The organism is Pantoea sp. X-Soil-ISGK-421, assembly GCF_059730785.1.
Window position 1 is genome coordinate 632,802 of the sequence record NZ_AP035979.1, and the last position, 22,347, is coordinate 655,148.

The 22,347-nt window shown below is 55.0% G+C and carries 20 protein-coding genes; 12 read left to right on the top strand and 8 right to left on the bottom strand.

Translation table 11 applies throughout. From position 1 onward, the window contains the following. Positions 1-119 precede the first annotated feature (119 nt). Entirely contained in the window at positions 120-1,169 is a 1,050-nt protein-coding gene (locus AC6I8K_RS02845) for a DUF1176 domain-containing protein (protein WP_497826203.1), read from the top strand. Between the two features lie 91 nt (positions 1,170-1,260). On the opposite strand, the gene AC6I8K_RS02850 is transcribed toward AC6I8K_RS02845, so the two are convergent. Further along, entirely contained in the window at positions 1,261-1,938 is a 678-nt protein-coding gene (locus AC6I8K_RS02850) for a YecA/YgfB family protein (protein WP_483816747.1), read from the bottom strand. A gap of 215 nt (positions 1,939-2,153) precedes the next feature. Between AC6I8K_RS02850 and AC6I8K_RS02855 the strand changes: the two genes are divergently transcribed. From AC6I8K_RS02855 to AC6I8K_RS02870, 4 genes are all read left to right on the top strand, one after another. Continuing rightward, on the top strand, positions 2,154-3,170 hold the full coding sequence (locus AC6I8K_RS02855) for an isopenicillin N synthase family dioxygenase (protein ID WP_497826204.1): 1,017 nt from the start codon (positions 2,154-2,156) through the stop codon (positions 3,168-3,170). Between the two features lie 17 nt (positions 3,171-3,187). Further along, entirely contained in the window at positions 3,188-3,970 is a 783-nt protein-coding gene (locus tag AC6I8K_RS02860) for a MetQ/NlpA family ABC transporter substrate-binding protein (protein ID WP_483816749.1), read from the top strand. A 184-nt stretch (positions 3,971-4,154) separates the two neighbouring features. Next, positions 4,155-5,300, top strand: a complete 1,146-nt coding sequence (locus AC6I8K_RS02865) for a serine hydrolase domain-containing protein (RefSeq protein ID WP_064737679.1) — start codon at positions 4,155-4,157, stop codon at positions 5,298-5,300. A gap of 156 nt (positions 5,301-5,456) precedes the next feature. Further along, entirely contained in the window at positions 5,457-5,969 is a 513-nt protein-coding gene (locus AC6I8K_RS02870; protein ID WP_483816750.1) for an RcnB family protein, read from the top strand. On the opposite strand, the gene pdxR is transcribed toward AC6I8K_RS02870, so the two are convergent. Then, on the bottom strand, positions 5,966-7,414 hold the full coding sequence (gene pdxR / locus AC6I8K_RS02875) for a MocR-like pyridoxine biosynthesis transcription factor PdxR (protein WP_497826205.1): 1,449 nt from the start codon (positions 7,412-7,414) through the stop codon (positions 5,966-5,968). The genes AC6I8K_RS02870 and pdxR overlap by 4 nt on opposite strands. A gap of 107 nt (positions 7,415-7,521) precedes the next feature. Between pdxR and AC6I8K_RS02880 the strand changes: the two genes are divergently transcribed. After that, the gene (locus AC6I8K_RS02880; protein WP_064737676.1) at positions 7,522-8,229 is read left to right on the top strand and encodes a GNAT family N-acetyltransferase; all 708 of its coding nucleotides are present in this window, start codon (positions 7,522-7,524) and stop codon (positions 8,227-8,229) included. 260 nt (positions 8,230-8,489) lie between these two features. On the opposite strand, the gene opgB is transcribed toward AC6I8K_RS02880, so the two are convergent. Then, a complete protein-coding gene (opgB, locus tag AC6I8K_RS02885; RefSeq protein ID WP_064737675.1) occupies positions 8,490-10,787 on the bottom strand; it encodes a phosphatidylglycerol--membrane-oligosaccharide glycerophosphotransferase in 2,298 nt (765 codons plus the stop codon). Between the two features lie 213 nt (positions 10,788-11,000). Next, positions 11,001-11,390 carry a tautomerase family protein gene (locus AC6I8K_RS02890; RefSeq protein ID WP_064737674.1) on the bottom strand — a complete coding sequence of 130 codons (390 nt, stop codon included), beginning with the start codon at positions 11,388-11,390 and terminating at the stop codon, positions 11,001-11,003. A gap of 120 nt (positions 11,391-11,510) precedes the next feature. Here AC6I8K_RS02890 and AC6I8K_RS02895 point away from each other — a divergent pair, with 120 nt between their 5' ends. Beyond that, positions 11,511-12,434, top strand: a complete 924-nt coding sequence (locus AC6I8K_RS02895; protein WP_064737673.1) for a LysR family transcriptional regulator — start codon at positions 11,511-11,513, stop codon at positions 12,432-12,434. Here the strand turns inward: AC6I8K_RS02895 and AC6I8K_RS02900 are convergent. After that, positions 12,408-13,421: a glycosyltransferase family 32 protein gene (locus tag AC6I8K_RS02900; protein ID WP_483816753.1), complete on the bottom strand. Its 1,014-nt coding sequence runs from the start codon at positions 13,419-13,421 to the stop codon at positions 12,408-12,410. The two genes, AC6I8K_RS02895 and AC6I8K_RS02900, sit on opposite strands and share 27 nt — an antisense overlap. A 412-nt stretch (positions 13,422-13,833) precedes the next feature. Between AC6I8K_RS02900 and AC6I8K_RS02905 the strand changes: the two genes are divergently transcribed. Next, positions 13,834-14,808: a beta-propeller fold lactonase family protein gene (locus tag AC6I8K_RS02905; RefSeq protein ID WP_497826206.1), complete on the top strand. Its 975-nt coding sequence runs from the start codon at positions 13,834-13,836 to the stop codon at positions 14,806-14,808. Here AC6I8K_RS02905 and AC6I8K_RS02910 read toward each other — a convergent pair. Beyond that, positions 14,790-15,344 (bottom strand): histidine phosphatase family protein, encoded by a 555-nt coding sequence (locus tag AC6I8K_RS02910; protein WP_497826207.1) that lies wholly within the window; start codon positions 15,342-15,344, stop codon positions 14,790-14,792. The two genes, AC6I8K_RS02905 and AC6I8K_RS02910, sit on opposite strands and share 19 nt — an antisense overlap. Positions 15,345-15,926: 582 nt before the next feature. On the opposite strand from AC6I8K_RS02910, the gene AC6I8K_RS02915 reads away from it, so the two are divergent. The 4 genes from AC6I8K_RS02915 (at position 15,927) to AC6I8K_RS02930 (ending at position 20,906) form a co-directional block, all read left to right on the top strand. Continuing rightward, positions 15,927-17,309 carry an MFS transporter gene (locus AC6I8K_RS02915; RefSeq protein ID WP_497826208.1) on the top strand — a complete coding sequence of 461 codons (1,383 nt, stop codon included), beginning with the start codon at positions 15,927-15,929 and terminating at the stop codon, positions 17,307-17,309. A 75-nt stretch (positions 17,310-17,384) separates the two neighbouring features. Further along, positions 17,385-18,407, top strand: coding sequence for a LacI family DNA-binding transcriptional regulator (locus tag AC6I8K_RS02920; protein ID WP_064737668.1), 1,023 nt, complete (start codon positions 17,385-17,387; stop codon positions 18,405-18,407). 12 nt (positions 18,408-18,419) lie between these two features. Further along, positions 18,420-19,397, top strand: coding sequence for a nucleoside hydrolase (locus AC6I8K_RS02925; RefSeq protein ID WP_064737667.1), 978 nt, complete (start codon positions 18,420-18,422; stop codon positions 19,395-19,397). A gap of 288 nt (positions 19,398-19,685) precedes the next feature. Further along, the gene (locus AC6I8K_RS02930; protein ID WP_064737666.1) at positions 19,686-20,906 is read left to right on the top strand and encodes an MFS transporter; all 1,221 of its coding nucleotides are present in this window, start codon (positions 19,686-19,688) and stop codon (positions 20,904-20,906) included. Here the strand turns inward: AC6I8K_RS02930 and AC6I8K_RS02935 are convergent. After that, positions 20,903-21,367, bottom strand: a complete 465-nt coding sequence (locus tag AC6I8K_RS02935) for a YbaK/EbsC family protein (protein WP_497826209.1) — start codon at positions 21,365-21,367, stop codon at positions 20,903-20,905. The two genes, AC6I8K_RS02930 and AC6I8K_RS02935, sit on opposite strands and share 4 nt — an antisense overlap. Positions 21,368-21,462: 95 nt before the next feature. Continuing rightward, positions 21,463-22,257 carry a siderophore-iron reductase FhuF gene (gene fhuF / locus AC6I8K_RS02940; RefSeq protein WP_483816757.1) on the bottom strand — a complete coding sequence of 265 codons (795 nt, stop codon included), beginning with the start codon at positions 22,255-22,257 and terminating at the stop codon, positions 21,463-21,465. Positions 22,258-22,347 lie beyond the last annotated feature (90 nt).

Genomic DNA, 22,347 nt, shown 5'->3' on the forward strand with positions numbered 1-22,347 from the left:
TAAAGATTAATAGCCATGCACATATCGGTTTCATCGCCCTCATATGACCTTAAAAATTCACTTCTCCCGCGTCACAAAAATCATCACACTAGCCACCCTTACCATAATGGAGAGATGGCATGATTACCCGATTGCTGCTGGCGATGTCGTTACTTGCCAGCCTAAGTGCGCCGCTGTTGGCCGATCAAGACGGCGTCTCCTTTAGCCACAAAGACTGGGAATTGGCCTGCGATAACACGCTGACCTGTCGCGCCGCCGGCTACAGCGCCGAAGAGGGCGCGGGGGGCTCGGTATTGCTGGTGCGCGCGGGCGGCCCTAACACGGTGACGCACGGTCGTGTGGTGCTGGCCGATACTGGCGATGATGATTCAAAGCAGGTTAATGCCCTGACGCTATGGATTGATGACCATATGCTGGGCGATGTGGCGAAAGCCGACAATGACGAGTGGACGTTGACGGATGAACAAACCCAGGCGCTGATTAACGCTATCAAAGGCAGCGGCAAAGTGGAGTTTCGCGGCGGCGAGCAGCCCTTCGATCTCTCCAGCAACGGTGCGTTTGCCACGCTGCTAAAGATGGATGATGCGCAAGGTCGCCTTAGTACACCGGGCGCGCTGGTGCGCAAAGGCAACAAGCCGGAAAACAGTGTGCCGGTAGCGGTAGTGATGCCGGTGATTCAGCAGGTGAAAGTGGCGAAGGCCGATGCGCGTCCTTTGACGGCTGATGAGCTGGCGCTGTTGAAGCCGAAGCTGATTGCCTCGCTCACCGATGACGACAGCTGCGACAATCTGGCACCGTCAGATGATCAGCCGGAAGAGGGCGCGGAGCCGCTGACGTTAACGCCAGTTGATGATGCGCACGTGCTAATCGCCGCACTGTGCTGGCGCGGCGCGTACAACGAAGGCTACGGCTATTGGCTGATCGACAAAGCGTTACAGGGTACACCGCAGCTGGTGACGGATTCCGGCTCTGATTACAGTGAAGGCGTGATCTCAGAAGCACAGAAAGGGCGAGGTATCGGCGACTGCTGGAGTACAGCGGCGTGGGTGTGGGATGGCAAAGACTTTGTGCAAAGCAGCGATGCCACCACCGGCATGTGTCGCGCGATTCGTGCGGGCGGTGCCTGGCAGCTGCCAACCTGGGTGACCGAAGTGAAACCGGCTCCTTAAATCATTGATGGCACATCACCGTAGCGGCGCGATTTATCGCGTGCAGTTGAAACTCGCGCAATAAATTGCGCCGCTACCGAAGATGCTACTTTTATTTACCGCAGCACTGCTTGTATTTCTTACCGCTGCCGCACGGGCACGGATCGTTGCGGCCGGTTTTCTCGCCAGCAAAATGCGGTAACTGCGGCTCGGGATCGGGCTGCGCCATGCGCTGCTCCTGCCAGTATTCATGCAGCTCCAGTGCGGCGGGGCGAATCGCATCGATGCTGGCTTCAAACTCTTCCGGCGAGAAAGCTTCACGCTTCGCCAACTGGTCTTCGCTGCCGTGCAAGGCAATCGCCTCCATCATCGGCTGCAGGGATGTCGGCAACAACGACCAATCCGCATCCAGCGCCACGCCGCGCAGATAGCCGTAGCACCAATCTTCCACCACGGTAAATTCCTGGCCTTCCATCTCTTGCGTACCAAACAACGGATCGAACTGATCCGGGAATTCGGCCAGGCGCTCGGCAATGTCGTTCAGATGCTGGAAAGTCAGCGTCATAAAGCGATCCATCTCGCGCTCATTAGACCATTTTGGAATGTGCTTTTTTCCGCCCCACATCGCCACCAGCCATTCGCTCGGTTCGATATCGTTCGGGCCAGAGAGCAGCGCCGTCAGCATGCCATCCAGCTCTGAGGTATCCACCACCGCGTGTTCGTTGCCGTATTTCTCCAGCATATCTTCAAGCCAGTTCAGCTCTTTTTCGGTTAATGGGCCCTGGTTCATGCGGCGTCTCCTGCTTTTCATTGATGGGCAATGCCCAAAGGATATTGGCGGCGATTATAGCGGGAAGCGGGGGCGATTTATCGCTTTTTGCATATCGATTGCTGAACCTCTGCTAAAAATGATTCGCCATAACTTATCGCGCAACAGTATTGGCTGCTTTTGTCGTCAGATGGCAGCGTAAAGGCAGAATTTTTCTGCATAAAGGATGCAAAACTATGGCCAGCTCATTGCCGGTTCTGGATTTAGCCCTGCTGGAACTGCCGGATGCGGAACAGGCGCAATACCTTGCCGAACTGCGTGAAACCGCGCGTGACGTAGGCTTCTTTTATCTGATGAATCATGGCATCAATCCGCAGCTGTTGCAGAATGTGCAAAGCATCACGCGCGCGTTCTTTGCCTTACCGGATGAAGAGAAGCAGCGTGTTTCGATGATCCATTCGCCGCATTTTCGCGGCTACAACCGTGCGGGCGTGGAATACACCCGCGAGCAGCGCGATCAGCGTGAGCAGTTTGATATCGGTGCCGAGCGCGCAGCGCTGACGTTGCAGCCAGACGATCCCGCGTGGAAGCAGTTGCAAGGACCCAATTTGTGGCCGCAGGCACTGCCGCAGCTGCGTCCGGTGATCCACGCGTGGCAGCAGGCGATGACCGACGTGGCGCTGCGTCTACTGCGCGCCTTCGCCAAATCCCTGTCGCTGCAGCCAAACGCGTTTGACGCGCTATACGGCACGCACCCCAACGAGCATGTGAAGCTGATTCGCTATCCAGGCCAGGATGCCGATGCCAGCCAGCAAGGTGTTGGCGCGCACAAGGATTCCGGCTTTCTGACTTTTCTGTTGCAAGACGATCAACCCGGATTGCAGGTAGAAGTCACACCGGATCATTGGGTCGATGCGCTGCCGAAACCGGACGCTTTTGTGGTGAACATCGGCGAACTGTTGGAAATTGCTACCAATGGTTATCTGCGCGCCACCGTGCATCGCGTGGTATCGCCGCCCGCCCATCAGCAGCGTATTTCCATCGCTTTCTTCCTCGGCGCACAGCTCGACGCCGAAGTGCCGCTGTATCAATTGCCGCCACAGCTGGCGGCCGAAGCGCGCGGACCGACCAGCGATCCCAGCAATCCGCTGCTGCGGGAAGTGGGCTGGAACTATCTCAAAGGACGTTTGCGATCGCATCGCGACGTGGCGCAGCGTTATTACGCTGACACTCTCAATAGCGTTAAATCATAAGAAACTAAGGGAAGCAGATGAATAAAAAGGTGATAGCAGCGTTGGCAATGGTGTCAGTTTTCAGCACTTACGCGTCGGCGGCGGCGCTGCGTGTGGCGGCAGATGCCGTGCCGCACAGTGAAATTCTCAACCACATTAAACAAATCGACAAGAAGCTCGATCTTAAGGTGATTGAACTCAACGGCAACCTTAACGCCAACGAATTGCTGGCGCGCGGTGACGTGGATGCGAACTACTTCCAGCATGTGCCTTATCTGCGCGATCAGGAAAAAGCGCTGGGCGAGAAATTTTCTGTGGTCGCTACCGTGCATATTGAGCCCCTTGGTATCTACTCGCACAAAGTGAAATCACTGAAAGATTTGCCTGATGGCGCGCAGGTGGCGGTGCCGAATAACGTCACCAATCTGAGCCGTGCACTTTATCTGTTGCAGGCCAATGGCTTGATCAAACTGAAGAGCAGCAGCGCCGCTACGCTGGTGACCGTCGCAGATATTACGGACAACCCGCACCATCTGAAGATTATTGAAGTGGAAGCGCCGCAGCTGCCGCGCGCGCTAGATGATGCCCAGTTAGCAATCATCAATGGCAACTATGCGCTGCAGGCCGGTTTAGTGCCGTCGAAGGATGCGCTGGCGCTGGAACAGGCGAAGGATAATCCCTATGCCAACGTGTTGGTCACCACGCCGAAACTGGCCCACGATCCGCGTATTCTGGAATTAGCGAAAGATCTGGAGTCAAAGCAAACTGCTGAATTTATCAACCAGCACTACAAAGGATCGGTTATTCCCGTTAATCAATAATCCCCGCCGCCACCTGTTTTTGGCAGGTGGCGCTGCGTTTCTTCTGTGCTATATTTCGCCACCAACACCCGTCGCACCACCGATAAAATAATAAATATTCACTCAATCCATTGCCATGATTACCTTTGCCAGGAATAAACGGGTGCCTTGCCATCGTTTAGCAGCATGCATCATTCTGCTGTGTATGAGCCTGCTGCTCAGCGCTTGCGGTACGCTGTCGCAAACGTCCGCCCCCGTCAGCGATAAAGTCTATCTTTCGCATGCCACGTTTAATGAAAACGTCGATGACATCGTGCGTCATTACATGCAGCAAAAGCAGGTTTCTGGCATCAGCATCGCCATTATCCATCAGCGCAGTCAGCCTACATTCTACAGTTTTGGCGTTACCGATGCGGTGCACCGTTATCCCATCACGCCAGACACCTTATTTGCGCTGGGTTCGTTGAGTAAAGGCATCACCGCAGAGGTGATTATTGAGCTGGTGGATCGCGGTGAGCTGCGCTGGAACGATACGCTGGCCACACTTTTGCCCCCTAACGTGCCGCTGAGCGCAGATGCCAAACGCATCACGCTGTTGCAACTGGTAACGCACACCTCGGGCTTGCCACGCCAGGATATGGATTTGCCAATGTTCATGAAGTTTATGGGCTATCTGCGCAGCGGTGAGAACTTCTACGGCAATCTGGATAGTGATGCGGTACTGGATTATCTCGCTGATTTTGAGGCGCCCGCGCATCCCATCGCGCGCTATTCCAATCTGGGCTATGCACTGTTGGGTTACATCCTCAAACATCGCTTCCACCAGGACATCGAAACGCTGGCGCAGCGCAATATGTTCCAGCCGCTTGGCATGACCAGCAGCAGCTTTAAGCCGCAAAGCCTGCGTGGCTATCCGTGGCGTGCGCTCGGCCATGCGGGCGATCAGCCTAAGCTGATTCCACGCGGTCAAATGACACCGGACTGGACGTTTAACAACAATATGGTGGCGGCCGCCAGCCTCTACAGTAATGCGCGCGATTTGATTCGCTATCTGGATGCGCACCTGCATGATGGCGCGGGCGCGTCGCTCAACGCGGCATTTGCGCAGGTCAATCACGGCTATGAACAGCACGGCAATCAGTCGCAAAATATCGCCTGGGTGACCGATAGCTATGGCGATCAGCAGATCACCTATCAGGTTGGCTATATTGGGGGTTACTCCAGCTTTATTGGTTTTGATAAGCAGAACGGTAATGCGATTGTGGTGCTGCAGAACGCCTTTAACTGGAGTAACTATCTGGGCATCGCGTTATTGATGGATCTGGCGCAGAAAGCTCAAGACAACCCATAACATGGTTGCTTGCAATTTTACTGCGCCAAAAAGCGCGTGAGCTGAGGTATGCTGAGCAGCGAAATTTGACGCGCTAAGCGCGCCGGGGGAACCTTCTGCGTGCTTAACTTGTCAGTTAAATGGACAGTTAATAATTAACCAGAGTGGAAATCACCAATGCGCAGGACACACGTCAATCTTCTTTCTGCAGGAATTTTTCTGGGCGCTTTAAGCCTTGCTCCGGCCGCGCTGGCTGAAGGCGAGCAAACGGATAGCGTTCCAATGCCGCCGCAGGTGCAGCAAACCGCACCCGACGCGCAAACCCAGGCACCAGCCGCAGATGCACAAACCCAGGCTCCAGCGGTCGATGCGCCAGCCAGCAATGAACCGGCTGAATCAAGCGGCGATGTCGCACCGATTCGTCCACCGCAAAGCGGCGGTGCTACAGCGCCAAACAACTACGATCTGACCACCATCATCATCGACTACAAAGAGTACAAAGTGGGCGATGTGGTACCTGATGAATACCGCAAAAAGCAGTACACCATTGTTGAGTGGAAGCCACGTCATCTGCCAGCGCCGCAGCCTGGCACACATTGGGCTTACATCAATGCTAACTACATCCTGATCACCGATGATACCGGTAAGATCGTGATGGGCAAATCCGGCGAAATCTTCTTCCGCGGTTAATCCCCGTGCAGCAGACGCGCTAACTGCGCGACGCCCGCCGTAATCTGGCTGGTGCTGGTGTTACCGTAACCCAGCACCAGCCCTTGTTGTGTGTTTTCGCCCAGATAAAATCCCGACAGCGCACCCGGCGCGTAACCACTCTGGATCAGCCGATCCACCAACGCCATATCGCTTAGATCCTCTGCCAGTAATAGCACCAAATGCATCCCGCATTCGCCGCCCAGTAACGCAATCTGCGCGCCAAACGTCTGGTGTAAGGCCTGACGCAAAGTGGCTTGCCGTTGACGATAGAGACGACGCATCTTGCTCAGATGACGACTAAAATCACCGCTGCGTAAAAACAGCGCCAGCGCTTGCTGCTCAGGTCGATTACCGCCGCGTAGCAGTTCATGCAGGGCAGGGCGCAACGCCGGCAATAGCTGCTGCGGCAGCACCATAAAGCCGAGGCGCAGCGCTGGAAATAACGTTTTACTGAATGAGCCCACGTAAATCACCGGCGTTGGCTGCATCATGCCTTGCATGGCGGCGATCGGCTCGCCGCTGTAGCGGAAATCGCTGTCGTAATCATCTTCAATAATCCACGTTTGATGCTCGCGCGCTGCCGCCAGCAGTGCCAGACGACGCGGTGCGCTCATGATCGCGCCGGTGGGATATTGGTGAGTTGGCGTGGTGTAAATCAGGCGCGGCGCACGCAGCTGCCAGTCCTGTGGCTGTGCCGCCAGACCTTGCGCATCGACTGCTACCGGTTCAATCCGCATTCCCCCCAGGCGCATAGCCGCTTTCGCGCCGCGATAGCCCGGTTCCTCCACCCAACCGATATCACCGGGGCTGCTGAGCAGCGACACGCATAGCGTTAGCGCCTGCTGTGCGCCTTCGGTAATCACAATTTGCTCGGGCGTGCAGCGCACGCCGCGCACCAATGCCAGATGCTGCGCCAGCGCTTCGCGCAGCGTGCGTTCACCGAGCGGATCGCCGTAGCCCAGCAGTTGCTGCGGCTGATGCAGCATCACGCGGTTCAGCGCCCGTCGCCACTGTGCCAGCGGGAAATGCGCCAGTGAAGGAACGCCGGGCCGCAGCGCCATCTCCTGACTGAAGGCGCGATGGCTGGATCGCAATTGGGCGATGCGCGGCGATAAGGTGAATTCGCTGCTGGCGTCCGACAGACGTTCCTCTGGAAGCTGCACCATATTGCTGATACGGCTGCCCTGACGATCGCTTAGCAAAAATCCTTCAGCCTGCAGCTGCGCCCAGACGCCAATCACCGTATTGCGCGAAACGCAGAGATCCAGCGCCAGCTGACGAGTGGCGGGCAAGCGTGTACCGGCGGCGAGCTTGCCTGCCAGGATCGCCTGCTTAATGCGCTGGAAAAGTTGCTGTTGTAGCGTCAACGCGCCGTTCATCTCCAGTGGTGCCAGCAGTAATCGATGCAACTCAACATCACGCAATGAGGTACCTCCGTGGATCCATAAATTTCATTCATTGTGGCGCTTTTTAACACGCCAGCAAAGTGACACTCTGCGCTTCAGGCTCTCACTGATAAAGGAATTGATGAATGTCGCAATACACCAATGCTTACGGACAACCGGTAGGATTTCCGCTGCCAGAATGGCAACCCTGCGCCTGGCCAGCCTATGAAACCTTTACCGGTGACTATTGCCGCCTTGAACCGCTGAGTGCCGAGCGGCATGGACGAGAACTTTATGCCGCCTATGCGCTGGCAGCAGATGGCCGTGACTGGACTTACATGTTCGCAGAACCTTTTGCCGATGAGGCGGAGTATATTGCCTATGCGCGCCAGCTAGAAAATGGGCGCGATCCGATGCATTTCGCCGTGATCGATCCGGTTAGCCACCGCGCGGTTGGCAGTCTGGCATTGATGCGTATTGATGCCACGCACGGATCGGTGGAGATCGGCCACGTGGCCTTCTCGCCGCTACTCAAGCAAACGCGTATGGCGACCGAAGCGCACTACCTGCTGATGCGTTACGCCTTTGAACAACTGGGCTATCGTCGCTACGAATGGAAGTGCGACAGCTGTAATCAGCCGTCACGAAACGCGGCGCTGCGTTTAGGGTTTCAGTTTGAAGGCACCTTCCGTCAGGCGATTGTCTATAAAGGCCGCAGTAGGGACACCTGCTGGTTCTCGATTATCGATAGCGACTGGCCGCAGGTGAAACAGGGCTTCGAACGCTGGCTGGCGGCAGAAAACTTTACGGCGGAAGGTACGCAACGCCAAAGGCTGGAGGCGCTGCGCTTGTAGGGTGCGCATTTATGCGCACCAGGAAAGTGAGTCGCCGCGTCATGCCGATGCGTTAAGCACGACATCAAATCCCTGTACACTCCGTAGCGGCGCGATTTATCGCGCAATGAATTGCGCCGCTACATGCTTTCCTGCAGTTATTTTATCGGTGCAAACTTTGCGCGACGCCTCGAAAAAAATCAATCTGTACAACGAGTAACGCGTTCAACCAATAAAAAAGGCCTGCGCGCAGGCAGGCCTTGAACCTCAGCCGAATTTGCTTAACCTTGCGGCTGCGAAATTATTTTTATATCCACCATGCCGATCCCTAATTTGCGCGGATCCTGGCCGATAATATTGCCGACGTTCGACTCCTGCGGCTCCGGTGGCGCAATAATCAGATTGCGGCTGCCGGTGGGATTGGTGAAATGCAGCGTGGTGGTGGAGAGATCATCCCCCAAATTCAACTGCTGCTCCTGATCGCCAACGCGCACCGGAATCGGTCGATGCGCATTCGGACCGTATGCTCGCGCGGTGATCACCACGTCAAAGCGTGCAGGCAGCGGATCGGTGTACTCAATATTCACTTCAGGGGCCAGATTGGCGTTCGACCAGCGTCCCCAGTCTTCCGGACGTGAGATCCCTTTAAAGCTCTTAACGCTGTTTGGTGCGCCGGGCACCGTTAACAGGAAGCTGTCCGCGTTGTAGCGGATGGCATTATCTTCAATACGGATCTGCTGCTCGTTAAGCTGGAAGGTTGCGGCACTGACTTCCGCTTTCGGGAAGCTGACTTTCGCTTTCCACTGCGGTTTATCAATGCGGGTTACGCTCGGTTTGGCGCCCATCTGTCCCATCGAAACACACAAATCGTTCGACAGTGCTAAGTCTGGCTGCCACAGCCGGGCCATCTTGAAGCAGCGATCAACCCACACGAACTTGTCGTCGGCAGCAAATTTAGCCAGCTGATAACGCAATGGCTCCGCGTATTCGCCTTCGGGCAGCGGTTCAACATGCTTATCGGAGACGCGGAATAGGATCGGTAACTTAAAGGTCGCGCCCGAGAAGCTGAAGGTATTTTTTGGCTGATCGACGGTGAAACTGTCCATTTTGCTGGGGAAATTCCACAGCTGGATGATATCCGCCTTCCACGCCGTAACCTTCTTCGCCATATCGTCAAACTGCGTTGACAGCGATGTCGAAGAAAGGCCGCTGCGGCCAAGGCCAATCGCATTATCTCCGCCAAGGATATCCAGCACCGTAGCGCCGTTATCCAGCGTACTGCGTTTGCTGTCGAGCACTTCCGCCTGTGGTTGGTCGCCACGAATCACCATGAACAGGTCATGGCGCGGCTGCTTGATCAAATAGGGATGTGCGGTGTTATTCATCGCCAGATGATCGGACGTCACCACGATGATGGTGTTTTTAAACCACGGTGACGCTTTAATGCGTTCAATCAAACGCGCTACATGCTCTTGCGAACAGGCGACCGCGCTGAAGGACTGGTTGGGTTTGCCATCATAGCTGTAGCTTTTGCGCTGACAGCTGCGCGAGATAAAACCATCCGGGTGATGGGTGTCGACGGTGAGCGTGAACAATGCGAAGCGTTTTTGCGCGCGCGATAGCTCCTCGTATTTCTCAAACACCTCATCCATCACCGTGTCATCGTAATAGCCCCAGTTATTACGATAGCTTGCATCGGCGACGCGGCTCTTTAACTCCTGCGAGCCATACATATTGGCTGCATCGAAACCGTGTGACAGCAGGAAGGTGTCTTTACCGGCAAAGCGCAGATCCGCGCCTTGAATAAACCAATTCTCGTAGCCGGAGTTCTTCAGGATGTCGCCCAGACAAATATTCTGCGGATAGAAGCTGGAGAGCGAGGCCGAGGCGTTGCCATCAAAAGGCGCAAACAACGGAATACCGCACTGTGAAGCCACCATGCCCGCGATAGTGTAATCGGTGCCGGGCAGCTGCTCAGTGTGGCTAAAATCGATGCTGTTATCTTTTTCGCGGCTGAGTTCGGGCGCCAGGCCGGGAAAGGCCTGCTGATCAAAGTAGGTCCGTTCGAGGCTTTCGCCGTAGATATACACCAGATTGAGCTTCGGCTCGGCTATCACCTTGTTTGGCGTTTTGTAATAGGTTTCGAAATCCGAATCAGCGAGGCGCGAATGTGAGGCGATCAACTCTTTTACCTGGCGAAATGCTGGCGTGGTTTGTACCGAACCGGCGGCACAGGCGATCGCCAGCAAACTCCAGCCGAGATGATGCGGCGTTTTTTTGCGACGCAGTAGCCACGAAAGCAGGCAAAATAGCGAGAACAGTGCAATGATCAGTCCGATGGCTGGCACCACATATTTGCTCACACCCGCGCCGGTCAGGCTATTGGTCAAGGTGTATAGCACCGCGTCATTAATGCCATCGCCGGTAAAATAGTTGCTGGCGACCAGCGTGACGTTAAGCACGATGAACAGGGTGAGCAGCAGCAAGATCAGACTAAACCAGAAAGTATTGCGCCCGGCTTTAAAGGAGTAGACCGCAATCGCAGCCAAAAAGAGTACAACCGAAACCATTGCGGACAACGTCAGATCCTCATCATGAATGAATACGCAATCCTTGCGCCAACGACCTCTTTGGGGATTTTTGCGTCAATCTATATCGGGTGTCACATTGCTGCAACACATCCAACCAGATTTGTGCGATGCATTCCGATTCGTTTAAGGCGGGTTTAGGCTAACTGTGGTTTGACCTGGCAGCAACGTCAAGGCTGCTACCAGTGAAGGCAGAGAGAGGGCTCAGAGTTTTCCAGTGAGGTATTGCGCTTCGCCATCGGCAAAGCTCCAGTCACCTTTACCGTTGGTGATAAAGCTAATCATCAAATCTGTGCCCTGCACGCCGCAATTTTCCAGCAACTCGCGCGCTAACTCTGCCATAAACAGGCACTTCTGTTCTTCACTTCTTGGGCTGGTATACACGCGCACCATGACCAGATTATCGCTTCGCTCAAAACCTAAGCCAGTGTCCTGAAAGACCATCTGATAACCTTTGTTTTCATGAACAATCTGATAACGATCGCGGGCGGGGACTTTGAAGGCGGTTAACACCGCACGATGCGCGGCATCCAGCAATGTGCGAATTTCTGATTCTGAACGGCCCTGAATTACGTCGAATGTCAGTAACGGCATAAATAAAACCTCGTTTTTGCTCACATGAAAAGAGTAGGATGTGGCTCTATGCTGCCGCTTGCTGCAGGAAAGAAAAAGCGCGCTGGTTGAAATGATTATTTATTATTTTGAACAATCGATATGAAAGAAATTAAAACAGATAGCCTTTGGGTCCATTTGCACTGGTTAACCGTGCTGGCAGAGCTCGGCAGTTTTACGCGCGCGGCGGAACGGTTAGACGTTAGCAAAGCGGCGATGAGTCAGAAGATTAAAGAGCTGGAAAAAATGGCGGGCGTGGCGTTGGTGCAGCGCACCACGCGCAGCGTAAGGCTGACGTCTGCAGGCGAAAAGCTGGTGGATGAGCTGCGCGATCCCTTTGCGCGTATCGCGCAGAGCTTTTTCAGCGTGCGCGATGAAGCGGGTCCGGTGCGTGGCATGGTGCGTGTTACCGCGCCAGTGGCGTTTGCGCGTCAGCAGCTGGTGCCGATCATTAGCGATTTCTTGCGGGATTATCCACAGGTGCGCTTGCAGCTGGACGTCACCGATCGTCTGGTGTCGCTCGGCAGTGAAGGGTTTGATCTGGCGATTCGCCACAGTGATAGCCTGCCAGAAACGCATGTTGCGCTGCCGCTGTGTGAAACCCGCGCGCTGCTGGTGGCCTCACCGGCATATCTGGCGCAAAACGGCCTGCCCGCATCACCGCAGGCGTTGCAGCAACACAATTGTCTTTATTATCCGCGCGGACTCGAATCGCCGCAGTGGCGCTTTCAATTGGCGGACGGCGACAGCGAAACTGTGCAGGTGAAGATTCAGGGCAATTTTGCCACCAATAATAGTGAGTCGATCCGCGATGCCGCATTGCAAGGTTTAGGCATTGCGATGCTGCCGGATTTCAGCGCCAGCGCGGCATTAGCCAGCGGCACGCTGCAGCAGGTGCTGCCGCAGTGGCAAGCGGTGGATGCTTTCGCCGATCGTCTGTGGGTGGTGCGCCCGTATGCCGCACAGGTGCCACGGGCGGTGACGACCTTAATCCACTGGTTACGCGCGCGCTTTGTTGATGGGTGAAGCCAGCGCGATCGGCGTATGCGGCTGCATCATCTGCCCTAACAGGCTGCTGCGGTTGTAATTGCCGAGACGCAGATTGAAGTCGAGATGCAGCTGCTCATTGCCACTGAGTTTAATCACCGGCGGCGGCGTATGGGGACGCTGGTGAAACAACACCGCATGGGCAAATGCCTCGCTTTTCCAGCCGCTCAAACGCTGATAGTAATAGGCATTGGCCTCGCATTTACGCAGATAGAGATTAACCCGGCGATGTTCGCGCATGGCGATCTGTTGTGCCAGCGAACCTAATTGCTGCTCCGGCTGCGTAATCTTCTGCGTCAGCAGAGAATAATCATCTCGCTTGGTTAATTCGCTGAAGTAATTCTGTGCGCCGAGATGTTTGATCGGTGCGTAATGTTTTTGCCATTCGCGGATAAACGGATTATTGGCGGTAGCCGCCAGGAACCAGCTCTCAATCACCGGTGCCAGATAATTAACGGTGGCGTTTTCATGATAATAACCAATCACATCCATACAACGTTCCTGATGCGCGCGATGTACCCAGGAAAGATCTTCAAATAATAAGGTGCTGCAATCAATGGCAATGCCGCCATAACGCAATAATAATTCCAGGCGAATGACTTCGCTTCTTTGCTGTGCAGTTAATTGGGGCGAGGTAAAAATAAAATCCGGTAAAACTTCTTTTACCGTTAAGCGATTTAATAAATGGATTTCATGATCGGGATTATCCTGACGAATCTTTTTAATATTTAACGCCATTGATTTCGGTAAATACTCATTATCCCAATACATCCAGACTTTTTTTGGAATCTCTGGCAGATCTTTTTCGCCAGAAAGTAACACGATATTGTCTTCTTCACTGGGATCATATTCCGGCGCACAGAGAGCGTTATGCTGTTTTTTCTGCAGGAAAGTCTGGCTGGTAAAAGCGAGTCTTTTCCAGTTGTGCCAGAGGGTTAACGCTGGCTGGAGGCGTTTTTTATTCATGATGCACCTGATTATTGTGATTATGGTGGCAAGGCTTCCCTGATTGCGGCGCTGAGCGCTCTTGATTGTCCTTTAGGCTGTGTGTAAAAAGTCATCTCCTATGCTTAATAAAACATTCTGTGCGGCGCGGCTATCACTTTTTGATCCTTTCAGATAAACCGGAAAATCAAGGATCCGTTAAGCTTTAAATAAACCAAAAATAAAATACTGAATTGTTGTTTATTCTATTTTTTCTCATTAAGACTATTCCTAATAAAATAGCCATGACGTGGCGCAAGTCGTGGCTCTTATTAAAAATTGGGCGTCAGATCACGTATTAATCTGCTGCATTTTTCACTGGCCTGCCATGAAAATCCCACCGTGAGTGAGGGTTAGCTACGCTTAAAGGAGGTAATGAAAAAAAGGAGACACTATGCAGCGACACAACCGTGGATTATTGGCGGTCGATAAGCAGGGCAATCGCGTGCTGTTTCTCAATCCCGAGACCTTTGCCGTGGAGCAAGAGTTAAATGCCTTTCCGCCACGCCCACACGAACTTCTGATGCTGCCGCAATGGGAGAAAGCTTACGTGCCGATCTACGGCGACGGCATTCACGGTGACAATCCGCATCCCGGCCATAAAGTGGCGATCATCGATTTACGCTTGCGTCAGATCATTGGCTTCATCGATTTGTCGCCGTTAAAAGCGCCGCACAGCGGCCAGTTAGGACGCGATGGCAAAGTCTATCTCTGCTGTGAAAATAGCGCGGCGGTAGCGGTGATTGATCCGGTGAGCGATCGCGTGGAGAAAGTTATTCAGTTGCCTTCGCACAATGCGCATCGACTCACGTTGTCGCCCAGCGGCCGCAAGCTGTTTACTGAGAATGAAGAGGACGCCAGCATTACCGTGGTGGATTTGTGTGAAGCCGAAGGGCGGATTATTGACAATATTCTGATGCCAGGCCCGATTTCCGGGATCGCCGCCTCGCCTAAACATCCTTATCTGGTGGCGAGCGCCGCCGATGCGCCGCTGCTGTATGTGGTGGATCGGCAAAGCCACCGCATCCGTCAGCGCCTGACGCTGCCGGGCCATCAGCAACCGTGTCAGGTGGTGCGCTTCAGTGCCAACGGCGAGCGGCTGGTGGCAATTGGCGATCAGGAGCCGGTGGTGACGCTGTTTGACGATCTGCTTAATCCGCTCGGCGATATTCATGTCGGCAACAAGCCGATGGATGGCTGCTTCAGTGAGGACAATCACAGCTTGCTGATTGCTAATGAGGGCGACGGTTCGCTCAGCCTGATCGATCTGCAGCAGATGAAGGTGATTGCCACGCCGCAGGCCGGTACCGGTTGTGAAGTATTGAGCTATTTCCAGCTTAACCCTTTGGATCAAATAAATGGGCGATGATAAATCGCACTGCTCCAGTGGCGGCTGCTGGCGTGTTTTTCTGCCTGCCAGCCGCGCTTGCGTAACTCGCGCGCAATCAGCTTGTTCATGATGCCGTGTCCCACCAATAACACGGTCCCTTGCTGGGACAGCGCCACCAGTTTATCTGCCGCCAGACGGGCGCGTTCACGCGCATGTTGCAGCGATTCGACATGTCCGGCGTAGCCGCATAGCCATAATAAACGCAAGAGCGCTAGCCAGACGTTGAGGGGGAGGTGGAGGCGCGCAAAGGGTAGCGAGGGTATCGCCACTTCACTGAACACCGCATCTACGGCGTGTGGCTGCAAACCAAGACGCGTCAATGACGATTGGGCACGCGGCAGCGGGCTGGTGGCGATCACGTTCGCCAGGCGTGCAATCGTCTGACTGCGCGGCGGCGGGGAGTCGCAAATAGCAGCCTGATCGTAACCTGCACACCAGTCAGCCAATGCCCGCGCGGTGAAGCGCCCAGTGACCGGATGATCGGGTTTGCCGTGTCGCATGAGAATAATGGTCATAGCGCTCCTGAGTGATCTTTTTCCAGTGTAATGCAGATGCTGCGTAAATCGTTAACCTGTGGCGGAATTTAAGAGTAATGCGTGAATGTCATTAAACCTTCATTGAAGTGTGCGAAAAACAGCGCGATGAAGAATCACTCTTTGCCTTAAATTGGTAAGCAATAATCGTTAATTACGCGGTGATCAGATATTTTTTCGCACGCGCATTGGTTGTAATGTCATGAATTCATGCCTTTTTGTCTTTTATCCATGAGATATAGTGAAGTTTAATTTATAAATTTCGCTATTAATGCTTGATTTATCTACGCGCGTAGATAGACTGTATTCACAGTGATAACTCACGGTGCCAGAGACAAAGTTGGCCTTGAGATGACCCAGTTACATTTGCCTCACTAATGCGATCGATGAAAATTACATCGGCGGGAACAGGCGAAGAAGCGGATTCCAACACCAGGGAATTCATTACTGATTTTTCATCCAGGTTTGCCTACTGAACGTCGTCACCGGGGAGTTCCGCTCGTTGCAAGGGAACTGACCCAGGGAAGGGCGTTTGCTGTTTTTACCTCATTCAGGGATTGGGTTATGACGGTTTCGCAACAAAGCTCACTGACATCCTCCTCAGCTGCCGACGCGCGGCTTGAAAGTTCTTCCGGCCGCAAAGATTTCTGGCGCGCCACCTTCTCCTGCTGGCTCGGCACCGCGATGGAATATGCGGATTTTGCGCTCTATGGCCTCGCTGCTGGCATTATCTTTGGCGACGTCTTCTTCCCCGAAGCCACGCCCGCTATCGCCTTACTCTCAAGTTTTGCCACCTGGTCGGTTGGTTTTATTGCCCGCCCGATTGGTGCCTTGCTGTTTGGCTGGATCGGCGATCGTAAAGGCCGCAAAACGGTGATGATCGCCACCATCATTCTGATGGGCGCCTCCACGACACTAATCGGTTTGATTCCTTCTTATGCCACCATTGGCGTCTGGGCACCGGCGTGTCTGGTGCTGCTGCGCTTTACCCAGGGTTTGGGGGCGGGCGCAGAGTTGTCCGGCGGCACGGTGATGCTGGCTGAATATGCGCCGGTTGAGCGTCGCGGTCTGGTCTCGTCGGTGATTGCGCTGGGCTCAAACAGCGGCACGCTGATTGCCTCGCTGGTATGGCTGGCGGTGATTCAGATGGACAAAGAGAGTTTGCTGGCGTGGGGCTGGCGTATTCCGTTCCTCAGTAGCGTGCTGATTGCGGTGGTGGCGTTGTGGATTCGGCGTAACCTGCGTGAAACCCCGGTATTTGAGCGCCAGCAGGCAGAATTGCAGGCCGAGCGCAGCGCGACGCTGGCAAAAGTTGAAGATGAAGTGGATACCCGCAGCTTCTGGCGGCGCACTCGCGCCTTCTGGACCATGGTCGGTTTACGCATCGGCGAAAACGGCCCCTCTTATTTGGCGCAGGGCTTTATCGTCGGTTACGTGGCGAAAGTGCTGATGCTCGACAAATCAGTACCGACCACAGCGGTGTTCATTGCCTCGTTGCTGGGTTTCCTGATCATTCCGTTTGCCGGCTGGTTATCGGATCGCTTTGGTCGCCGTATTACCTATCGCTGCTTCTGCCTGCTGCTGATGGTCTACGCCTGGCCCGCCTTTAGCCTGATGGACAGCCGCGATCCTACCACTGTCATCGCCGTGATTGTGGTCGGCATGGCGCTGGCATCATTGGGTATTTTCGGCGTGCAGGCGGCGTGGGGCGTCGAGATGTTCGGCGTGAAGCGTCGTTACACCAAGATGGCGGTGGCAAAAGAGCTGGGGTCTATCCTTTCAGGAGGCACCGCGCCATTGGTGGCGGCGGCGCTGCTGACGTTTACCGGGCACTGGTGGCCAATTGCGGTCTACTTCTCAGCGATGGCCAGCATCGGTTTCCTTACCACCTTCGTGGCGCCGGAAACGCGCGGACGCGATCTCAATCTGCCGGAAGATGCCATCTGACCAGCAGGATCGCGTAAATCATAACCCTCATTGGCCGGCGATTCCGGCCAATGGCATTTACGCAGGGGCAAAGGAATGGCGAAATCTCCAACCGGAAACGTAACGCGTACGGACGTGGCAAAAATCGCCGGTACCTCGGTGGCGGTGGTCAGTTACGTGATCAATAACGGCCCGCGTCCAGTGGCTGAAGCCACGCGTCAGCGCGTGCTGGAGGCGATCAAACAGACCGGCTATCGCCCCAACGCGGTGGCACGCGCGTTAGCTTCAGGCAGCACCAAAACCTTTGGGTTAGTGGTGCCGAACATTGGTAACCCCTTTGTGGCCTCGATGGCGCACATGCTGTTGCAGGAGTCGATGAATCACGGCCATGTCATGCTGTTGGGTGATGCCGGCGACGATCGTAAACGCGAGCTGGAGATTATTCAGAGCCTGTTAAATCGTCAGGTCGATGGCCTGTTTTACAACAGCGTCGATCGCCATCCCTATATTGATGTGATTCAGGCCAGCGGCACGCCGTTGGTAATGCTGGATCGGATAGAGCCGCGCCCGGGCGTCAGCATGCTACGCGTCAATGAGCGCGAAGCGGCGTGTCAGGTGACGGCGCATCTGCTCAGCCACGGTTATCAGCAGGTGGGCATGATCAGCGGTCCGCTAGACATGCTTAATGCGCAAGATCGTATTCAGGGCTGGCGCGATGCGCTGGCGCAGAAGGGGTTGCTGGCCGACGAGGCCATGATTTTCCCGGCCAGTTACACGCGGCAGGGCGGTTATGACGCTACGCAGCGCATGGTGGCAAGCGGTCGTGTGCCGCGCGCGCTGTTTACCAGTAATGAAGGCCAGGCGATTGGCTGCATTCGCGCGCTGTCGGAGCATGGATTGCGCGTGCCGCAGGATGTCGCGCTGGTGTGTTTTAACGGTACCGATCAGTCGGCGTTTCATCTGCCGACCCTCACCACCGTCCGTCAGCCGCTGCGCGATATGGCGCGCAGTGCGATTGCCATGCTGAAAAATTGGGATGGCGACGCAAAACTGGCGGAATTCCCTCACCATTTAGAAATTGGTGAGTCCTGTGGCTGCCAGCTTACTCAACAAGAATAAAACTATAACTTTATGAAAAGATTGATTATCGATTGTGATCCGGGAAACGGTATAGCGGGCGCCAACACGGACGACGGGCTCGCGCTGGCGTTAGCATTGGCCTCAACGTCGCTGTCGCTGGAACTGATTACCACGGTGACCGGCAATACACCGAGTGCGGTCGGTGCGCAGGTGGCGAAAGATCTGCTGCAGCGGCTGGGACGCAACATTCCCGTGGTACAGGGTGCCTTGCAGGCATTGCGCGAAGATCCTGCGCCGTGGCGTGCGCGTCTTGATCATGTTGCCGATGAAAAACTGGGTGAGCTGTGGCGCGGTGTGCGCCAACCGCAGCGCATTCCGGCGGATGGGCATGACGCGGCTGGCGTGATGGGCCAACTGATTTGTGATAATCCCGGCGAATTTACGCTGGTGGCGATCGGTCCGCTGACCAATGTGGCGCTGGCGCTGCAGCGTTATCCCGAGATGGCAGAATCGGTGGCAGAGATTGTCATTATGGGCGGCGTGTTCGCACTCGATGATTACATCAAAGACACCAATTTTGGTCTCGATCCGGAAGCGGCGCATCAGGTGCTGCACAGCGGCGCGACCATTACGCTGGTGCCGATGGACGCTACCACGCAAACCTTACTGACGCAGCAGGATCTCACGCGACTGACTGCCAACGATCATCCGCTCACGCAGTTTGTACGTGAGACGCTGCGCCCGTGGATTGATTATTCGATTCGTACCCGCCATCTGCCAGGTTGCTGGATTCATGATGCGCTGGTGGTGGCCTGGCTGCTGAATCAGCGCGTGGCCGACGGCGTTGATTATCAAGTTGATATTGAGTTGCGTCCGGGCGCGACGCGCGGCAAAAGCTGGCGTTATCGCGCGCCGCTACGACTGGATATTGGCGTACCGCCGCAAACCGGCGCGTTGGTGCATGTGATTCAAACCGTCAATAACGCGCTGCTGCTCGATATGATTGAGAAGGCGTTTAATCAGCTGTAAAACAGATAATTGCACCCTCCGTAGCGGCGCGATTTATCGCGCTTATTTAGCAGCGATGCAGCGGTTGAAAAGAGCGCGATAAATCGCGCCGCTACGAGTGGGTGCTTACATGCATGACACGCTTTTTTACACCCCGAATCACTCGCTGACAATTCCCGCCCCAAGCCGCCTTTCTGACATGCTATATACAAATAGTTAACAAAATAGTAACTCGTGGAATTATTCGCGCGGTAACTTCTACAATAAATCCGGCCATCGATCCGGAAGCTAATCAGACAGGATACCAACATGTTCAACTGGACTGCGACCCAGCGCAACGTGGCTTTTGCCAGTTTCGCGAGCTGGACGCTGGATGCGTTCGACTTCTTCATCTTAGTGTTTGTCCTCAGCGATCTTGCCCAATATTTCCATACCAGCGTCTCCGATGTTTCCATTGCCATCATGCTCACACTCGCCGTGCGCCCAATCGGCGCGCTGCTGTTTGGTCGGCTGGCGGAGAAGTATGGCCGCCGACCGATTCTGATGCTCAACATTGTGATGTTCTCGGCGTTTGAGCTGCTGTCGGCGTGGTCACCCACTTTCGTCGCGTTCCTCGCTTTCCGCGTGATTTACGGCGTGGCGATGGGTGGGATTTGGGGCGTAGCGTCGTCGCTGGCGCTGGAAACCATACCGGATCGCTCACGCGGTTTAATGTCTGGCATTTTCCAGGCCGGTTATCCGTGTGGCTATCTGCTGGCATCGGTGATTTTTGGTCTGTTCTTCGAAACGGTCGGCTGGCGCGGCATGTTCCTGATTGGCGCGATGCCCATTTTGCTGCTGCCATTCATCTACTTCAAAGTACCGGAATCGCCGGTATGGCTGGCGGCGCGCGAGCGCAAAGAGAGCACGGCATTACTGCCGATTATCCGCCAGCACTGGAAACTCTGTATCTACATGGTGCTGCTGATGGCCTGCTTTAACTTCTTCAGCCACGGCACGCAGGATCTCTATCCCACTTTCCTGAAGGTGCAGCATCAGTTTGATCCGCACACAGTCAGCATCATCGCCATTAGCTATAACATTGCGGCGATGTTGGGTGGCATCACCTTCGGGGCGCTGTCGGAACGCATTGGCCGCAAGAAAGCAATTATTCTGGCGTCATTCCTCGCGCTGCCGGTGCTGCCGCTGTGGGCATTCTCAAGCGGTTCATGGATGATCGGAATCGGCGCGTTTCTGATGCAGTTTATGGTGCAGGGCGCGTGGGGCGTGGTGCCGACGTATCTCACGGAACTGGTGCCGGCCAATGCGCGTGCGGTGCTGCCGGGCTTTGTCTATCAGCTGGGGAATTTACTGGCTTCCGTTAACGCCACCTTGCAATCACGTATCGCTGAGGCGCACGGCGGTAATTATGGTTTGGGCATGGCGATTGTCGCCGGGACGGTGGCAGTGCTGATTTGCGTGTTTGTGGCGTTTGGTCGGGAGACGCGCGGCATCGAGATCTCCGGTGCTGCCGCGCGCGAGTCGCATTAAAGCGCTTCGCAGACGTCAACCCATTGCGCCGCAGTGAGCTCTGCCATGCGCTGCGGCGAAATGCGTACCGCGCTATGAATCGAACCGGCTGCTGGCAGCACTTCATCGTAACCGCGGAGCGACACATCGCAGTAGACGGTAAGCGGATTTTCCAGCCCGAACGGACAGACGCCGCCGACCGGATGTCCGGTCCAGTTCACCACTTCATCCACGCTTAACATGCACGCCTTGGCACCGAGCGCGGCTTTCAGCTTGCGGTTGTCGAGACGCGCATCGCCGCGCGTCACGATCAGCACGATGGCATCTTTCACTTTCAGCGACAAGGTTTTGGCGATTTGCCCCGGCAGAACGCCATGAACGCGTGCGGCCAGCTCAACGGTGGCGGTGCTTTCCGGCATCTCGATGATGTCGATATCCGGTGCATGTTCGGCAAAGAAGTGACGTACCGACTCCAGGCTCATTTTTTTCTCCGGTAAAAACAGAGTCAGAAAAATGCCATAAGCCTTAAAAAGTGTAAACGGGAGAAAAGGAGAATCTGTAACAGAATGCGCGAGCGCTACACCGCTTTTAACGTGCAGTTACCGCAACGTTCTACGTCGGGGATGCGATAGCGCTGGCAGCAGCTGCGCCGTTCCATTTCACCGTTGCGCGGGATCATGGTGCGATATAGCGGATTATCACTGCCATCCAGCAGCGATTTGCTGAAAAACAGCGCCTGTTCCAGCTGTAAAACCGTGTGTTCTGGCAGTTGGGCTTTCAGCTCGCCGAGGAACCAGTAGAACGAAAAGCCCATGTTGTTCCAGATGAGTTTGGCGTTGATGTCGCCGTGCTGCACCATGCCGTTTACCGCCGGAATGAGGCATTGCTGAATCAGGCGATCGATACGCTGTTGCGCATTGAGGTAGCGCGCATCATCATCTTCCTGCACATCCAGCCAGAACGCGCAAGGGTGGCCGTTTTCGTGGAACTCAACGTGAATCAGATGCGGCGAGCAGTTCAGCGCGCGCGGTTCCAGCAATAACGCCATCATTAGCGGCGGCAGCAACAAGCCAAAATACCATTGCGCCCACAGTGATTGCAGCGGCTTGGCTTCCTGCTGCACATCGGGATGATCGCGGTAAAGATAATCGCTGTAACGCTGCGTCAGGCGGCGATAATTAAGCGGATTGGACCATTCGGCCAGCGTTAACGTCCCGGCGGGCGCCGGTTGGCCGAGCTTAAGGTTATCCAGCAGGTAGCTGCGTTGATCGCGCATCAGATCTTCCAGCGCGCTCGCTAAACTGCGATCGCTCTGCATAAAGATCAGGGGATGCTCGCTGAAGCGATGATCCTGACGCGTGATGATGGCCATGCCGGTCCTGAGTGATAACGGGAATCGAGAGACAAATGATAATCGTTCCCGGTTTATTGCACAACTTTTCTGCATGTGCGGTGCGAGAGG

Bases quoted from the DNA above. Each gene is read 5' to 3' on its own strand.
- AC6I8K_RS02845 (WP_497826203.1), top strand. From the start codon at position 120: ATGATTACCCGATTGCTGCTGGCGATGTCGTTACTTGCCAGCCTAAGT.
- AC6I8K_RS02850 (WP_483816747.1), bottom strand. From the start codon at position 1,938: ATGAACCAGGGCCCATTAACCGAAAAAGAGCTGAACTGGCTTGAAGAT.
- AC6I8K_RS02855 (WP_497826204.1), top strand. From the start codon at position 2,154: ATGGCCAGCTCATTGCCGGTTCTGGATTTAGCCCTGCTGGAACTGCCG.
- AC6I8K_RS02860 (WP_483816749.1), top strand. From the start codon at position 3,188: ATGAATAAAAAGGTGATAGCAGCGTTGGCAATGGTGTCAGTTTTCAGC.
- AC6I8K_RS02865 (WP_064737679.1), top strand. From the start codon at position 4,155: ATGAGCCTGCTGCTCAGCGCTTGCGGTACGCTGTCGCAAACGTCCGCC.
- AC6I8K_RS02870 (WP_483816750.1), top strand. From the start codon at position 5,457: ATGCGCAGGACACACGTCAATCTTCTTTCTGCAGGAATTTTTCTGGGC.
- AC6I8K_RS02880 (WP_064737676.1), top strand. From the start codon at position 7,522: ATGTCGCAATACACCAATGCTTACGGACAACCGGTAGGATTTCCGCTG.
- AC6I8K_RS02890 (WP_064737674.1), bottom strand. From the start codon at position 11,390: ATGCCGTTACTGACATTCGACGTAATTCAGGGCCGTTCAGAATCAGAA.
- AC6I8K_RS02895 (WP_064737673.1), top strand. From the start codon at position 11,511: ATGAAAGAAATTAAAACAGATAGCCTTTGGGTCCATTTGCACTGGTTA.
- AC6I8K_RS02900 (WP_483816753.1), bottom strand. From the start codon at position 13,421: ATGAATAAAAAACGCCTCCAGCCAGCGTTAACCCTCTGGCACAACTGG.
- AC6I8K_RS02905 (WP_497826206.1), top strand. From the start codon at position 13,834: ATGCAGCGACACAACCGTGGATTATTGGCGGTCGATAAGCAGGGCAAT.
- AC6I8K_RS02910 (WP_497826207.1), bottom strand. From the start codon at position 15,344: ATGACCATTATTCTCATGCGACACGGCAAACCCGATCATCCGGTCACT.
- AC6I8K_RS02915 (WP_497826208.1), top strand. From the start codon at position 15,927: ATGACGGTTTCGCAACAAAGCTCACTGACATCCTCCTCAGCTGCCGAC.
- AC6I8K_RS02920 (WP_064737668.1), top strand. From the start codon at position 17,385: ATGGCGAAATCTCCAACCGGAAACGTAACGCGTACGGACGTGGCAAAA.
- AC6I8K_RS02925 (WP_064737667.1), top strand. From the start codon at position 18,420: ATGAAAAGATTGATTATCGATTGTGATCCGGGAAACGGTATAGCGGGC.
- AC6I8K_RS02930 (WP_064737666.1), top strand. From the start codon at position 19,686: ATGTTCAACTGGACTGCGACCCAGCGCAACGTGGCTTTTGCCAGTTTC.
- AC6I8K_RS02935 (WP_497826209.1), bottom strand. From the start codon at position 21,367: ATGAGCCTGGAGTCGGTACGTCACTTCTTTGCCGAACATGCACCGGAT.
- fhuF (WP_483816757.1), bottom strand. From the start codon at position 22,257: ATGGCCATCATCACGCGTCAGGATCATCGCTTCAGCGAGCATCCCCTG.